Origin of the sequence: Emcibacter sp. SYSU 3D8 (assembly GCF_039655875.1) — a bacterium.
Lineage (GTDB): Bacteria > Pseudomonadota > Alphaproteobacteria > SMXS01 > SMXS01 > RI-34.
Window position 1 is genome coordinate 31,478 of sequence record NZ_JBBYXK010000001.1, and the last position, 15,268, is coordinate 46,745.

General features: G+C 62.8%; 16 protein-coding genes. 3 read left to right on the forward strand and 13 right to left on the reverse strand.

Going from position 1 to position 15,268, the window contains the following annotated elements:
- Positions 1-52: 52 nt before the first annotated feature.
- Positions 53-1,045: a transferrin-binding protein-like solute binding protein gene (locus WJU21_RS00115; RefSeq protein ID WP_346321349.1), complete on the forward strand. Its 993-nt coding sequence runs from the start codon at positions 53-55 to the stop codon at positions 1,043-1,045.
- Positions 1,046-1,056: 11 nt separating this feature from the next.
- Here the strand turns inward: WJU21_RS00115 and WJU21_RS00120 are convergent, their stop codons facing one another.
- The 10 genes from WJU21_RS00120 to WJU21_RS00165 form a co-directional block, all read right to left on the reverse strand.
- Positions 1,057-1,356 carry a type II toxin-antitoxin system RelE/ParE family toxin gene (locus WJU21_RS00120; RefSeq protein ID WP_346321350.1) on the reverse strand — a complete coding sequence of 100 codons (300 nt, stop codon included), beginning with the start codon at positions 1,354-1,356 and terminating at the stop codon, positions 1,057-1,059.
- A complete protein-coding gene (locus WJU21_RS00125; protein ID WP_346321351.1) occupies positions 1,357-1,599 on the reverse strand; it encodes a type II toxin-antitoxin system ParD family antitoxin in 243 nt (80 codons plus the stop codon).
- A gap of 42 nt (positions 1,600-1,641) precedes the next feature.
- On the reverse strand, positions 1,642-2,538 hold the full coding sequence (locus WJU21_RS00130) for an SDR family oxidoreductase (protein WP_346321352.1): 897 nt from the start codon (positions 2,536-2,538) through the stop codon (positions 1,642-1,644).
- A 7-nt stretch (positions 2,539-2,545) separates the two neighbouring features.
- Positions 2,546-3,745 (reverse strand): acetyl-CoA acetyltransferase, encoded by a 1,200-nt coding sequence (locus WJU21_RS00135; RefSeq protein ID WP_346321353.1) that lies wholly within the window; start codon positions 3,743-3,745, stop codon positions 2,546-2,548.
- A 42-nt stretch (positions 3,746-3,787) separates the two neighbouring features.
- Positions 3,788-5,227: a 3-oxoacyl-[acyl-carrier-protein] synthase III C-terminal domain-containing protein gene (locus WJU21_RS00140; RefSeq protein ID WP_346321354.1), complete on the reverse strand. Its 1,440-nt coding sequence runs from the start codon at positions 5,225-5,227 to the stop codon at positions 3,788-3,790.
- A gap of 150 nt (positions 5,228-5,377) precedes the next feature.
- The gene (locus tag WJU21_RS00145; RefSeq protein ID WP_346321355.1) at positions 5,378-5,992 is read right to left on the reverse strand and encodes a hypothetical protein; all 615 of its coding nucleotides are present in this window, start codon (positions 5,990-5,992) and stop codon (positions 5,378-5,380) included.
- 184 nt (positions 5,993-6,176) lie between these two features.
- Positions 6,177-7,001: a hypothetical protein gene (locus WJU21_RS00150; RefSeq protein WP_346321356.1), complete on the reverse strand. Its 825-nt coding sequence runs from the start codon at positions 6,999-7,001 to the stop codon at positions 6,177-6,179.
- Positions 7,002-7,098: 97 nt separating this feature from the next.
- Entirely contained in the window at positions 7,099-7,341 is a 243-nt protein-coding gene (locus WJU21_RS00155) for a hypothetical protein (protein WP_346321357.1), read from the reverse strand.
- A complete protein-coding gene (locus tag WJU21_RS00160) occupies positions 7,334-9,391 on the reverse strand; it encodes a DEAD/DEAH box helicase family protein (RefSeq protein WP_346321358.1) in 2,058 nt (685 codons plus the stop codon). Before WJU21_RS00160 ends, WJU21_RS00155 begins: the two co-directional genes overlap by 8 nt.
- Positions 9,392-9,479: 88 nt before the next feature.
- The gene (locus WJU21_RS00165; RefSeq protein WP_346321359.1) at positions 9,480-10,259 is read right to left on the reverse strand and encodes an SDR family oxidoreductase; all 780 of its coding nucleotides are present in this window, start codon (positions 10,257-10,259) and stop codon (positions 9,480-9,482) included.
- A gap of 215 nt (positions 10,260-10,474) precedes the next feature.
- On the opposite strand from WJU21_RS00165, the gene WJU21_RS00170 reads away from it, so the two are divergent.
- A complete protein-coding gene (locus tag WJU21_RS00170) occupies positions 10,475-10,903 on the forward strand; it encodes a nuclear transport factor 2 family protein (protein WP_346321360.1) in 429 nt (142 codons plus the stop codon).
- Between the two features lie 100 nt (positions 10,904-11,003).
- Complete coding sequence (locus tag WJU21_RS00175) at positions 11,004-12,221, forward strand: amidohydrolase family protein (RefSeq protein WP_346321361.1); 1,218 nt, start codon at positions 11,004-11,006, stop codon at positions 12,219-12,221.
- Here WJU21_RS00175 and WJU21_RS00180 read toward each other — a convergent pair whose 3' ends face one another.
- The 3 genes from WJU21_RS00180 to WJU21_RS00190 form a co-directional block, all read right to left on the reverse strand.
- Positions 12,222-13,484 carry an aromatic ring-hydroxylating dioxygenase subunit alpha gene (locus tag WJU21_RS00180; RefSeq protein WP_346321362.1) on the reverse strand — a complete coding sequence of 421 codons (1,263 nt, stop codon included), beginning with the start codon at positions 13,482-13,484 and terminating at the stop codon, positions 12,222-12,224.
- Positions 13,485-13,583: 99 nt separating this feature from the next.
- A complete protein-coding gene (locus WJU21_RS00185; protein ID WP_346321363.1) occupies positions 13,584-13,952 on the reverse strand; it encodes a VOC family protein in 369 nt (122 codons plus the stop codon).
- An 84-nt stretch (positions 13,953-14,036) separates the two neighbouring features.
- Complete coding sequence (locus WJU21_RS00190; RefSeq protein ID WP_346321364.1) at positions 14,037-15,239, reverse strand: CoA transferase; 1,203 nt, start codon at positions 15,237-15,239, stop codon at positions 14,037-14,039.
- Positions 15,240-15,268 lie beyond the last annotated feature (29 nt).

Genomic DNA, 15,268 nt, shown 5'->3' on the forward strand with positions numbered 1-15,268 from the left:
TTTTGCTCATTTTCTGCTCGGGGGCGGCATGCTCAGGAACGTTGTAAACGGAATGATTTTCGCGTCCCTGCTGGCGCTTCCCGGCTGTAGCGGCGGGGTCGTGGTAACGCCGACACCCACCCCGGTTCCCACACCGACGCCGACGCCGACGCCTACGCCTACGCCGGCACCAACACCGACGCCTACGCCGACACCAACACCGACGCCTACGCCGACCCCGACCCCGACCCCGACCCCGGCACCAACACCGACGCCGACCAACTCATCCCTGCTCGATCTGACGGTCGATCAGGCATTCGACGCAGCCTCGGTCGAAATGCATTTCGCCCGGCCGTTTGACGCCGAGGCCAGTGGAGAGGGTCTGGATGGCGGCAACACCGTCTCCTATGACGTCGGCAACGACAGCTTCAGGGTGAACGTGAACCACGGCGGGGTCGCCTTCGATCAAACGTTCGTTCCAGCGGATATCGTCGTCACGCCTGACACGACGATCACCGTCTACAGCAAATCGGGCAACATCACCCTTGCGCTCTGGAAGCCGGGACCGGACGGCCTGGGATTGGACTACACGACCTATGGCAACTGGATAGACGGAAGCAGCGGTTCGGACATCAGGACGGGCTTTGTAGTCTTCGGCATCCGCACCCCGGCCGATTCGGTTCCGACAACCGGCGCAGCGACATATACCGGGCAGACGAATGGGTATGTGGTCAACCGCGTCACGGAGCGTACGTCTCTCCTCAGCGGCGATGTCGTGCTGAGCGCCGACTTCGCGGCCGGTAAGGTGACGGGCGAACTCTACAACATGCAGGTGCGGTACAATCCCCCCGTTACAGAGGGCTGGAAGACCATCGTCATCGATGCCGCCATTGCCGGAAACACCTTTGCGGGCACCGCCCTGGAGAAGGATCTGGCGGCACCCGACCCGCTGCATGGCACGGCAAATGGCGGGTTTTTTGGCCCGGCAGCCCAGGAGATTGGCGGTAGCTGGGCAGTCAGCAGCGCCTATGAGGTCGCCATTGGCAGCTTCGCCGGCAAGAAGTAGCCGGCTCCTGCCTAGCGCCGTCCAAACGCCTGAAACGCATCCTGCGCCTGATGCAGGATCCTCAGAATGCTCACGTGATCACCCTCGGTCCGATAGAACACGACATGTTTTCCGGAGAGTCGGCTGCGAACACCCGGCCTGAGGTCATGTCTGGTCCTGCCGCGATCCGGATGACTGGCGAGATCGTGAAACACCTCGTCGAGATTGTTCAGATACAGCGCCGTCTGCGGCTTTCCCCATCGCTTCCGGCTTTGGCGATAGATGTCGCGAAGGTCGGCTTCGGCCTCGATTGTCAGTTGGAACGAGGGCACCTAATCGCCGAACTCCCGCTCCATCTCGTCGATGATCTGATCGACCGACTTGGTGCTGAAGCGGCCCGCGTCGGCATCGGCGATGCCCTTGTCGATCTCGCCGAGCAAGGCCGCATGCTGGGTCTCGATAAATTGCAGCGCCTCGAGGCCAGCGCGGACCACATCGTCCTCGGACGCGTATTGGCCGCTCCGGACCTTCTCGGCGATGAAGTCGCGCAACGCGCGCGGGAGCATCTGGTTCATGCGGCAACTCCAGTTGAGCCGCCATCATAGCACGAGCCGGCCCTAGCCGATAATATCCTTGAAGTAATCCGGGCGTCCGGCGGGCCACATCCAGCCCATCTGCGACATGCCGCCGTCGACGGTCAGCACTTCGCCGGTGATGAAATTGCCGCTGGGGCCGGCCAGATAGATCATCGCCTCGGCCACGTCCCAGGCGGTGCCGGTGCGCTTCATCGGGTTGCAATTGGCAAAGGTGGTCAGCGCCTCGTCGGAATAGACGTTGAAGCCGGTGGTCTCCACCGATCCCGGCGCCACGCAGTTCACCCTTATGCGGAACGGCGCCCATTCGGTCGAGACCGTCTTCGACATGGCGATGATGCCGGCGCGCGCGGCGCAGGTATGGCCCGACTGGGGCATGCCGCGGTTCACGGTGGCCACGTTGTTGATGATGTTGCCGCCGTGAAAGCCGGTGTCGCGCCAGCGGATCGCGGCATCCTGCATCATGTACCAGGTGCCGTTCAAATTCAGGTCGATGACCGAGCGCCAGCCCTTCTTGGTGAAGTCGATGGCGTTCTGCACGAACTGGCCGCCGGCATTGTTGATCAGGCAGTTCACCTGTCCGAAACGCGCCCAGGCGGCGTCCATCAGCGCGGCCACCTGGTCCTCGTCGCGGATGCTCATGGCATGGGTGGCGATCTGCTTGCCCAGGCGCTTGTTGATCCCGTCCGCCGTCTCGTCGAGCATCTCCTGGCGCCGGCCGCAGATCATCACCTCGCCGCCGAGGCGCGCCACCAGATAGGCCAGGGTGCGGCCCATGCCGGTGCCGCCGCCCGAGATCAGGAACACCTGGCCCTCGAGCAGATCGTTGCGGTAGACGGTGGGATGGACGGCGAGGGCGTCGTCGTCCAGGCCCCATTGCTTGAGGGCAATCTTTTCCTCGATGCTCAGGTCGCGATTCAAGGGGCGGCTACTGGTTGAGGCGGCCGAGGATCGAGACGCTGCACACGTTCCGGTTCGGGATGCCGCCGAGGTTGTGCGTCAGGCCCATGACCGGGTCCTTCAGCTGGCGCGCGCCGGCGCGGCCGTTGATCTGGGTGTAGACCTCGTAGGCCATGCGCAGGCCCGAGGCGCCGATCGGGTGGCCAAAGCACTTCAGGCCGCCGTCGATCTGGCAGGGCACCTCGCCGTCGGCGTCGTACTTGCCGTTCAGGATGTCCTTGTAGCCCTGGCCTTCCTTCGACAGGCCCAGGTCCTCCATCACCACCAGCTCGGTGATCGAGAAGCAGTCATGCACCTCGGTCAGCGAGATCTCTTTCAGCGGGTCCTTGATGCCGGCTTCGGCATAGGCGCGCTGGGCGGCCATCCGCGTCGTCATGGTGTAGGAGCCGTCCCACGAATTGTGGCTCATCTCGACGCCGTTGGAGGCGGCGAGCTGCAGCGCCTTCACCACCACCGGATTGTCGAAGCCCATCTCGCGGGCCTTCTCCGGCGTGGTGACGATGGCGCAGGCGGCGCCGTCGCTGACGCCGCAGCAGTCGAACAGGCCCAGCGGGAACGACACCATCGGCGCGTTCAGGATCTTGTCCATGTCGACGACCGACTGCAGATGCGCCTTCGGGCTCTTGGCGCCGTTCTGGTGGCTCTTCCACGACACATGCGCCATGGCGCGCTTCAGATCCTGCATGTCGACGCCGTGCTTGGCCGAATAGGCGCTGGCCATCTGGGCGAACGAGCCGGGCGCCGTGGAGTTCGGCTGCCACAGATCCTCGAACGTGCCCTTGGTGCGCTCGGGCAGGCCGCCGTAACCGGTGTCCTTCAGCTTCTCGACACCAAGCGCCATGGCGATGTCGCAGGCGCCGGCGGCGACCGCGTAGACCGCGCCGCGCAGCGCCTCGGTGCCGGTGGCGCAGAGGTTCTCGACGCGGGTCACCGGGATGTTGGGCAGGCGCAGCGCCTGCGACAGCGGGATCGCCGACTTGCCGACGTTCTGCTCGTCGAAGAACACGCCGAGCCACGCCATCTGGATGTCTTCCTTGGCGATGGCCGCGTCGGCGAGGGCCTCGGTATAGGCCTCCAGCATCAGATCGTCGGGGCTGGCGTCCCAGCGCTCGCCGAACTTGGAGCAGCCCATGCCGATGATCGCCACCTTGTCACGAATGCCAGCCATCTCAGTGTCCTTTCATCTGTCCTATGCGCTCGGTCAGCCGTCTCAGGCCGCCGGGGCCGCTTTCCAGAAATAGCGGCGGAAACCGCGCTTGTCGTCGAAGTCCTTGATGCGGAAAACCATCCGGACCTTGCTGCCGACCGAGATCGTGCCGGAATCGAAATCCGTCAGGTCCATATAGATGTTCCCGCCTTCGTTGAAACCGATATTACCATATTGCAGCGGCGGATTCGGCGAATAGGCCAGGTTGTCCTCGGTGAAGGTCTTCACCGCCGCTTCCAGGTCGGCGAACGGATGGTCGACCTGGGTGCCGATGGCCTGGCAGTTCGGGTTCACGCACACATTGCTCTTGGGGAACTGCACCGTGCCGCACTGGGTGCACTTGCCGCCCAGGAACGAGGTGATCGAATCCCGCTTGCGATAGGCCGTGCTCTGGGCGGTGCGGTTGTCGCGCTCGGCGCGGATGCCCCATTCGTAGTCGATCTGGCCGTTGAACGACAGGAAGCGCTGGTAGTTGTTGTCCTCGGCGCCCTTCGCCAGCTGGCCGGTGACGCCGGAGCGCTTCGGCAGCTGCTTCAGCGCGTCGGTGGTCTCGAAGATCAGCACGTCGGCGCCCTGGCCGAAGCCGATCACCATGATCTTCTGGCCCGGCTGCGCCTCCTCCAGCGCGTGCACCAGCATCAGCAGCGGGTGGGCGACGCCGGCCTCGCCGATCTCGCGGTTGAGGTTGCTCCGCACCGCCTCGGCCTTGACGCCGATGCGCTTGGCCTGGCGCGCGTCGAGGCCGTTCTGGGTCGCGGGCATGATGAAGTGGTCGATGTCGGCGGCCGACACACCGGCCTTGGCCAGCGCCTGCTTCGCCGCCTCGGGCACGATCAGGTCGTAGCCCATGTCGCGGATCCAGCGCTCTTCCAGATTGTAGTCATATTCGGCATTGGCCGAGCGGTAGTGGTCCACGAGGTCGCGGGCCAGCGAGTGCGAGCCGAGGAACCGGGCGATCACCTTCTCGGTGCCCAGAAGCAGCGCGGCGGCGCCGTCGCCCAGCTGCATCTCCTGGGCGCTGCCCGGCTTGGCGATGCGGTGGTCGGCGGCGAGGACCAGCGCGTTGCCGCCGGCCTTCAGCGCCTTGATCAGCGCCGTGGTGCCGGCCCGCTGGGTGGCGGTGACGTCGATGGACTCCGAATTCTCGTCCAGCGTCAGCGCCGCCAGCACGATGCCGGCATTGTGCCGGTCGGCGAAGGGCAGGGTGGTCGACGCCAGGGTGACGCTGTCGACGGTGGCGCGGTCGATGCCGGTCAGGCAGTCGCGCCCGGCCTCGACGGCCATGGTGACCGTGTCCTCGTCCCAGTTGCACATCGCCTTGGCGCCCTTGCCCATGCCCTTCAGCGCCGGGTTCATCCAGGCATTGGCGGCGGCGATGGCCGCCCGGTTCAGGCGGCGCTTGGGCAGGTACGCGCCATAGGCGGTGATGCCGACAGAGGTCATGAGGGTCGTTCCCCGTTAGAGCCGGAAGGTGGCGGTAGTGATAGCGGGGTGGGGCGCGCGGTTCAAGCAATGCTCCTTGACTCAAGCCGCATTATTAATGTCGGACGCTAACCTTGACTTAGACACATGATCTGTAAGGGCTAGGTCGATCTATGCGGTTGGGGAGAGTTGGAGGATAGAGTTTTCAGGTACAGCATCGGCCTCCCGCCGTAGCAGCGTGCGTATCGCTTCGCATGCCGGAATGAATGCGTCGTCGTATGAGAAGGCATGCCAGTCGATCTCTTCGCGGGCTCCGAGCCGGTCTTGGTGAAGCCGGTCGCGTATGGCCAACGTACGATACAGGTTTTCGCGTAATGCAAATTCGTTCGTCTCATCGTAAACGGAGCACATTGCGGACACCCAGCGCTCTCGGCTGACATACGGCCCGTCGCCGCCATCAAGCTCCTGTTGGGCAAGCCAATGTGCTGCTCCAAGGCCCTCGAGCACGGAAAATGAACCTACACAGAACTCTAGGATGAGATTCTGGAAATAGGGTTCAAAAAGTACCGGACGCTCGTTTGCGCTACGGTGGCGGTGTGGGCGGATAAGAGCGGCCTTGAGCTCAAGGCCAACGAGTAGATGCTTCAGGTTTGAGATAAGCCGGCTACGGACAGGATTGGCGAGTGTCGCAGGGATGTTGCGATGTAGCCACATTACCCAATCATTAGATTCCGAGAGTACTGCGTAGCCGTCCGGTCGCTCGTCTGATTCAATGATGAAGAACATTGGCCTTCTCCGCAATTCATCTGTGCAGCCGCCATTTATCACGTTTGGACCTGAGAGATTAGCTATCAGATCGAAGGCGTGGGCCTTGGGCGTGAAGATGCGCCGGTATCGAGAAGAACGCTTGAATCAGAAGATTTGCTAGCCTAGTGCCTGTGGCCTGGACGCCATCCGCCGCTAAACTGGATCAAATTGGCAGCAGAAATTGAGATTGCTTGCTTGGTGTAAATAATCGGGTTCCGACAGGGAGGTTTTGGCGCGCTGCCGAGCAGACTTCATTGATGTTGATACGCTTCTTTTCGTTCCATTTGTCGGGAGAGGGGCGAAATTGGGCTTTCCCTGAGGCATGGCGCTCCCACTTGACAGGGTATTTTGGGGCATCTGTATTTTTGCCAAACGCAAAGATTACGTCAGATCGCGCGCCATCGAGCTTGGCGTAGTGGAAATGGATCCCGCTCCGGTTGTGTTCCTCTCCGAGGACGATGTGTTTTTTATCGGGCTTGCCCAGTGGCAGCGTAATGAGGAACAGAATCGGAGTTTCTTCCAGGAGGATTAGTCGCTCCCAGGAAACCACATCAACATAACTCCACGACGCATTTAAGCGCTGATGGAGGTGCTCGATAACCGCATTATGTAGCTCCTCTGCGCGGAAGTGTCGCATCGCCTCGACAAGTTCCACTGGACCTCGGATGCTTATCGAATCGACTAGGCGGTTCTCGGAGCCCCGTTCCCTCTTTTGGAATTGCTGAATTGTTTTGCTCAGTTCCTGGGAGGATAAAGTCTCCCTCGCATCCGAAGACTCTTGGTGCACCTTGACCGACTCATTAAGAAGTTTCTCGGCTCGATGTAGCCATCGCCGAATTCCTTCGACCCCATACTCTTGAGTGGACAAGTTTTCAGGAATATCGCCGGCACCGAGAGTCAATAGATTTTCGGCAAGCGCTTCGTCCCGCGCGTTGTTAGATTGGATGGCATTCTGCAGCGATAAAATGATTTCGTCGATAATTGTCATATTCGCCCTCATCCTTGCGGTACCTACGATGTGAGAGGCGCGCTCATCACTTATTTTTCCGCTCGGCGCTTATACATCTTCCGTTCTTGGTTGTCGGTTAGCCGCAAGGAGGCAGGAGCCCGAGCCCCTCATATAGTACCTTCAGCTTTGACCATGCCGCATCAAGCATCGGCTTTGCTGCATCACGACTGTAACTGTAGTCGTCGTTGGTGGCATTGGTCCGCACCACGAGACACCATTCGCCTTTCACAATGGTGTGTGAGGTATTACGCCGACATTTTCGCTGGCGCTGCGCCTGCTCAATTTTTACATCGATAAGAATATCTCTGACCTTAGGCATTGTCGTTCACTCCCTTGAGGAAGTCCCTCACCCTGTCACCCAGCATGTCGAGCGCAGCCAGCGCGTCTTCGTTGTCCCCGGCAGCTGGGTTCTTCCGACTCCCTGACTTGATGCCGAGGTGCTCATTGATCGCCTTGTTCAGAAGCGACGTGACGGCCGCCCTATTGTCGCGCCCCGCGACGGACTTATCGCGTTGGCCGACTTCGCGGCCGGCAGGCGACAATTTCAGATCTTTAAGGACGCGTGCCGCAACCGAGCCCGTGCGCTCTGAAAGCCGCTTTCGCGCCGACACCCGGCGCGCCTGTGGCTGCACAGGAATATCGTTTGCGGAGTAAACGCTCAACATTTCCTGCTGCCTTGAGCGCAGAGTTTCTCGGAGCTTGTCCTTACCGATAAGGTCGCGGAGCCGTAAGCCGGCACCGATTTCAAGATCCAGCATTTCGTCCAATACGCGATCGTCCTCCGGGTCGAGAAACGATTTGTTGATGAAGGAGCCGACAATCTCGTTGTCCACCAGCATCCCGACATCAAAGCGTCGAGGTTCGCCCGAACCGTCGCTGTCGCCGTTGTCATCTTCGGCTTCAAGCCATTTCTTGACCATTGCCTGGTCATCGAAATCTAATTCTCGGAAGTCGTCCCAGTGGGTGTCGGTGTTCAATCCGACGTGCGAAACCACAAAGGCATGGTTGTCGGGATGGTCTGGTTTCGCTTCGTGAATGACACGCATTACCCGGCCGGCGAACTGGATGTACGGCGATAGGCTCGCAAAAGGACGAAATATGGCTGCAACGCTCAGCGGCGGATGGTCGAAACCCTCACCAAGCATCTGCACTTGAACAATGCAGTCGAGTTTGCCGCTGCGCAGGCTCGCCAGAACGGCATCTTGCTTGTCCCGATCCATCTCCCCATAGATTTCAGCGGCCTTCAGGCCACGTTCCTCATAGAGCCCGCGTACTTGTCGGGCATGGTCAACGGAACAGGCGACGGCAATCACCTGATGGTGAAAGCCGGTGCGATCCCGCAACTCGTGTAGATATTTAATACTAGCGTCCACGATGTGGCGATTGCACTCTGGCGCCAAGGCAACCCCTCGGCGAAACCACGCATGTTCTCGTAGGGCAAGCACCTCTTCCAGAGTGTGCCTCTTCGTATCGTCGCGGTACGTGAACGATAGCTCCGAGGGTGCGAAATTACGGGAGTGGATCTGCTTAATGTACCCCTTCACCATCGCCCGGGTGAATGGGTAGCGGTAAATGACTTTGCCGACGGGCCGCGTTCCATCGCTTCGGAACGGAGTTGCGGTGAGGCTCACGACTTTGGCATTTGGGAAGCGATCGAACACTTTCGTCCAACTCGGGGCTACATTGTGGTGCCCCTCGTCGATCATGATTATGTCGAAGTAGTTCGGCGGAAACTGTGGAAGCCAGCGATCCGCCGAACTCGCCAGTTGATGAATGTTCGTTACCACGAACTGACTCGCGTTGCAGTCATGCAGATTGGCGTCTACGCCATCGAGAACGGCACGAAATGGTCCCGCAGAGAAATCGTGAAGTGCACCGGTTCGCCGCCAGAAGTTCTTTGGATTGCCGATATCGAGCGCTTCGGCGACACCTGAGCGGATCGTTAGATTTGGCGTGATGACAAGCGCGCGGCCCTTGGCGATGCCAAAAGGTAAGGTTGCAATAACGCCTGTTTTTCCGCAACCGACCGGAATTTGCAGAATGACCGGCTCATTAGAGGCGTCGAAGTGAGTGCGAACCGCGCGGTGGGCGTCTTGCTGCGGTTCGCGAACCTTGGGGTTTGCCTCAATATCCGCTGTCAGCGTCTGAAACATATGGCCCGGTTGGTCGGCTGCCTGCTCGGCGCGACGATATTCAAGCCGAAAAGGCTCAAGATCGGGTCTTCGATAAAAGCGGTATCCGCTTCCCGGGCGGCGTACCGGCTTTAGACGCCCGGAGGCGTCCCACCGCCGTAATGTGTCTTTGGAGACGCCAACGTAATCGGCAGCCTCCGCAAGAGTCAGAAAATCTGGCGCATCATTCTGTGACATGGAGCAACCTTATGCAACGTTGTGCAGAAGGTCAACTGCTGAATCTGGGGTTGCCAATGCATTCTTTACTGCTTGGCCACGTTACCTCTCACCCAACGGGCGCCAACGCTGCAATCGCCCGAACGCTTTCCTCCCGCTGCGTCCCGCTCGTCCCGAACAGATACGTCTCTCCCGTCGGCCCATTCGGCCCATGCGCGACCACGTTCAGCACGGCCTGGGCCAGGTCCTCCGGCTTCATCGCGATGGCGGCGAGGTCGGGGGCTTCGCCGCGCAGCATGGGGGTGTCGGTGGCGCCGAAGCACAGGCCGTTGACGCGGATGTTGTCGGGCTTCAGCTCGGCGGCCAGCACCGCCGTCAGGCGCCATTGGGCGAACTTGGCGCAGTCGTAGCCCAGGCCGCGGCGGCCGGTGAGGTAATGGCCTTCCTTCACATGCTCGGTGATCAGGTTGACGATGTTGCCGCCGCCCGCCGCGCGCAGGGCCGGGGCCACGGCGCTGGAGCAGTTGAAGCTGCCCAGGGTGCAGGAACTGATGGCCTGCTCGAACTGGGCGGTCTGGCTGTCATAGGTGCCTTCGCGCAGCGACGAATTGTCCCAGAAGGCCGCGTTGTTGACCAGAAGGTCGATCCGGGTAAAGCGGCTCAGGACCAGATCCATGGCCTGGCGCACCTGGTGCCGGTCGCCCACGTCGCAGGCCACCGGCAGGCACTCGCCGCCCGCGTCGCGCACGAGGCGGGCGGTTTGCGTGTTGTTCTCGCCGTCGATATCCAGCGCCGCGACCCTGGCGCCCTGCTGCGCCAGGGCGAGGCACAGGCCGCGCCCGATCCCGATGGCGGAACCTGTCACGACGGCAATTTTGCCGGTCAGCATGATCCGTTCTCCTGCCGGATTTCCGGCGACAGCGTCCGCGCAGGAACCAGGCATTTCCTCTCGCCTGCGCGGGGTGGGAACACGGTCCCGCATGCAAGCCTATCCGGTATTGTGCCGCAGTTGAAGCACGCGCCGCTTGCCTGAAGGCTGGCGCGGGCCGGTCCCTTGCGCTACGTTCCCACCCGAAAACATTCATTCATGACGGGGAGAGACCGATGAGCGTTGCCGAGGACATTCTTGAAATCCAGATGTTGCCCCAGCGTTATGCCGATGCGGTGATGCGCCACAATGCCGACGACTGGGCCGCCACCTGGGCCAAGGACGGCGAGTGGTATCTGCGCGAGGAGCCGGTGCGCGGGCGCGACGAGATCCGCAAGGTGTGGGAAGGGGCCATGGCCGGTTTCCCGTTCGCGGTGTTCCTGGTCCAGCCGGCGATCGTCGACGTGAACGGCGACACGGCCACCTGCCGCTCCTATGTCACCGAAATCCTGGGCACCAATGACGGCACCTCGTTCCGCGTCTATGGCTGCTACAACGACGAAGTGGTGCGCGAGGACGGCAAGTGGAAGTTCAAGTCGCGCCGCTATGCCCGGCTCTATCAGGGGCCGGTCGACCTGAGCGGCGAGAAATTCGACTACAGCTGATTTGACCGGCGCAAGCGCCAAACCAGCGTGATTGAATACACGCCCGAAGGCTTCTAGCATCGGGCGTGTATTTGCCTCCGATCAACGGGGAGAAGGGGCCATGAGCCGCATCCTGTTCCGCAACGCCAATCTGCTCGACGGCGACAATCCGTCGCGGCCGAACGCCACCATCGTCGTCGAGGGCGAGCGCATCACCGAGGTATCCTCGGGCGCGGTAACGCCGCGCGCCGGCGACAATGTCGTCGACCTGCAGGGCATGACCCTGATGCCGGGCATGGTCAGCGGCCATTACCACGCCGCCTACAGCATCGGCGGCGAGCACAAGGCGGGCATGGACGCGCCGGCCACCAAGCAGGCGGTATGGGCGATCTCCAATGTCCAGAAGGCGCTGCGCGCCGGCTATACCAGCGTGGTGGGCGCAGGCACCTTCCACGACATCGACGGCCGGCTGGCCGAGGCGATCGACGCCGGTCTGGTGACCGGGCCGCGGCTGATCCCGTCGAGCCGGGCATTGTCGCCCAAGGTGACCGAGGACGAGCCGGCCGAGGGCGTGCCGTGGCTGAAATGCTGGGGCCCGGACGATTTCCGCGACGCCACGATCCGCGAGATCGAGCGCGGCGCCAGGATCGTCAAGCTGTTCGCCGCGGCGGGCCATGCCATGCGCAGCTGCCGCGAAATGACCTTCGAGGAACTCAAGGCGGCCTCCGACGCGGCCCATGAGCGCGGCGCGCGGACGCGGGCGCATGTCTGCGGCACCGCCCAGGTGATGAAGTGCATCGAGGCCGGCGTCGACATCATCGACCATGCCGACTGGATGGACGACGACGTCATCGACGCGCTGATCGCCACCAACAAGTTCGTGCTGCCCAGCATGTACACGCCGTGGCTGTCGTCGGCCGATCCGAGCCTGGACGGCGCCGAGTATTACGATGCGGAAGATTTCGAATATATGCGGGCCAAGGTGCCGGTCGCCAATGCGCGCGGCGTGAAGTTCGTGCCCGGCGACGATTACGGCTTCTTCGACATGGCGCCGCACGGCGACTATTCGAAGGAACTGGCGTGCTATGTGGAGCAGGTGGGCATCAGCCCGCTGGACGCGATCCGCTGGGCCACCAAGTTCGGCGGCGAGATGACCGGCATCCCGGACCTTGGCACCATCGAGGCCGGCAAGCTGGCCGACATGGTGATCGTCGACGGCGACCCGTCGGTGGACATCAGGATCCTGCAGGACCAGGCGCGCATCATCGCCGTGATCAAGGGCGGCGAGGTGGTCAGCGGCGCCCTGCCGGTGACGCAGCGGGCGATGGCGGCCGAGTAGCTATTCGGCCGCCTGCCGGGCGTCCTCGCGCCACGGACCCATCATGGGCTCGATCATCAGTGCCTCGGACACGGCGATTCCGGCGGCGCGGATGCGGCGGTCCAGTTCCTCGTGCCAGTGATAGATGCGGCGCTCCTGATAGCTCAGCAGCACGCCCTTGAAGCCGGGCGATTCCGTCGAATTCTGGATGTAGGGCGCGAACTGGGTGTCCTCGAACAGGATGCGGTCGAAATTGGCGATCCGGGTGTGCCACACCTCCGGGATCGGCCCGTCGCCCCAATCGGGCGAGAACCAGTGACATTCCACCCGCATGGTGTTCGGCCCGGTCGGCCAGAAGGTGAGGATCGGCACGCCCGAGGCATGGGGCGGCGAGATCAGGTTCGGGAACACGTTGAACGACAGGTTGTGGATGCGCGGCACGTCGGTCACCGTGTCCATGTGCTTCAGGCCGACGGTGCCCGGGTCGCGCCAGCCTTCGCGGCGGTTGGGCGTGCACATCAGCGAGTGGCCGTTCTCCCACAGCATGATCGCCGTGCCGCGCGAATCGATGAACCGGTCGACGGTGTGCTGGTGGATCGACTTGACGTGATAGGTCTCGAGGAAGGCGTCCATCATCACCTTGATGTTGCAGGCGATGTCGAAGCCGTGCTTCTCGACGAAGCGCATCCTGTCGGGCTGGAACTGCATCAGCTGGGGCACCAGCGGGCCGAGATAGTCCAGCAGCGGCTCGATCTCCGGGTCCTCGCTGACGAACACCCATTTACCGAGCTGTTCGCACCGCACCGGGATCAGCGACCGGCACGACATGTCCAGGTCGACGAAGTCGCGCTTGTCGCGCATGTTCAGCAGCTCGCCCTGCAGGTTGTAGGTCCAGCCGTGATAGGAGCAGACCAGCCCGCGGGCGTTGCCGCCGTCGTCCATCACCACGGGCGCGCCGCGGTGGCGGCAGGTGTTGTAGAAGGCGCGGATCACGCCGTCCTCGCCGCGCACGATCAGGATCGGCGAGCCGGTGTTCTTCCACAGCATGTAGTCGCCCGGATTGGCCAGCTCGTCGGCGTGGCAGGCATAGAGCCAGCTGCGCTTCCACAGCGCCTGCCATTCGGCCTCGATGAACGCCGGATCGGTGTAGCGGCCACCGGGAATCTCGGGCAGGGCCGGGAAGCCGTCAGGCGGCCCGCCGCGGCCCTTTTCATAGTCCATGGCACGGATCAGGCGCCGGTTCAGCGCCTCGATCGCGTCGAGATCCAGTTGCATGTTCGACATGGAACGCCTTCCTTGGCCGCGCTCAACCCTGCGGCGCGAGCCCTAGCATAAGGATGGCCCGCTCTCCAACCGAAACAAACATTTTTGTTGGTTTCTTGGCTATTCGCCGACGAAGTTCAGCTCGATCTTCACGCCGTCGGGATCGTCGATGTAGAGCTGCTTGATCTTGAAGTCGGCGACGATGTTCTGGCCCGGCTCGTAGCCGGCCTTCACCAGCCGCTCCTTGACCTCGTCGAAGCCTTTGCAGCGGAAGGCGATGTGGTCGATCGGCCCGCTGGTGCCGCCGCGCGCATTGTCGAGCGCCATGATGTGCACCACCGGTCGGCCTTCCAGATACATCCACGCGCCGGGAAAGCCGAAATCGGGCCTGGGGCCGTTCTCCATGCCCAGCACCTCGCTGTAGAAGCGGATGCAGTCGTCGAGATGCCGCGTGTTGAGCGTCACGTGATCGAGCAGTTCAACGTTCATATGCCTTCTCCCCTTGCGTCCCGCCATTCTAGCCGGTGCGGGGGGCGGCGCCATCATTAAGTCGGCGCCGCCGGGGACGCGGCCTCAGATGATCCGCTTTGCCCGCAGGTCGGCGATCTGCGCGTCGCCATAGCCCAGCTCGTGCATGATCTCGTCGGTATGCTGGCCCAGGGTGGGGGCGCTTTCAGCCATTACGCCGGGCGTCTTCGACAGCCGGAACGGCGGGCCGGCGACCGGGGCGGTGATATCGTGGCCGCGCACCTTCATGGGGAACAGGTCGCCCATGGCCTGGACCTGCGGGTCGGCCAGCGCCTGGGACGGCGTCAGCACCGGGCCGGCCGGCACGCCGAATTCCTCGCAGGCGGCCATGGCTTCGTCGGTGGTGCGCTCGGCACACCACTGTGCCATGCGCGCGCCGATCACCGTGCCGTTGTCGCCGCGGGTCTGGTCGGACTGGAAGCGAGGGTCGTTCACCCACTTTTCCTCCTCGCCGATCATCCGGGCCCAGCGGGCGAACAGGGCGTCGCCGACGGTGTGGGTGAGGATGTGGCCGTCCTTCGTCTTGTAGATGTCCGACGGGGCCGAGGTCTGCACCCGGTTGGCGCTGGGCTGGCGGTTGATGTTCAGGACTGCCTGCTCCATCAGCAGGCCGCTCATCAGCGTCAGGCCGGTGCGCAGCAGCGCGCCGCCGACCTCCTGGCCTTCGCCGGTCGCCCTGTGATGCATGATCGCCGCCAGGGTGCCGAAGGCGCTGGACAGGGCCGTGCCGAAATCCACCCAGGGCGCGTTGGATTTCACCGGGTTGCCGATGGTGCCGGTGAACCACGCCGCGCCGGACATCACCTGGCCGATGCCGTCGAAGCCGCCGCGGTTGGCATAGGGGCCGGTCGGGCCGAAGGTCGAGATGCTGGTCAGGATGATGTCCGGCTTGATCTGCACCAGGGAGTCGTAATCCAGGCCCAGCGACTTCATCGCCGGCATGGGCAGGTTGGCGATGACCACGTCGGCGGTCCGGACCAGCTGCTTGACGATCTCGCGGCCCTCGGGCTTGGCCGGATTGAGGGTCACCGATTTCTTGTTCACGCCGATCTGCATGAACATGCTGCCATTGCCTTCCGAGCCGTCCTCGTTCCAGTACAGCGGATAGACATAGCGGTCCTCGCCGCCGTCGATCTTCTCCACCCGGATCACCTCGGCGCCCAGATAGCCCAGCATGGTGGCGCAGTACGGTCCCGCGATGTAGCGGCCGAAATCCAGCACCCGTACACCGTCCAGCACTCCCGGCATGTCGTTCTCCCCCACTCGGAAATTTCGTC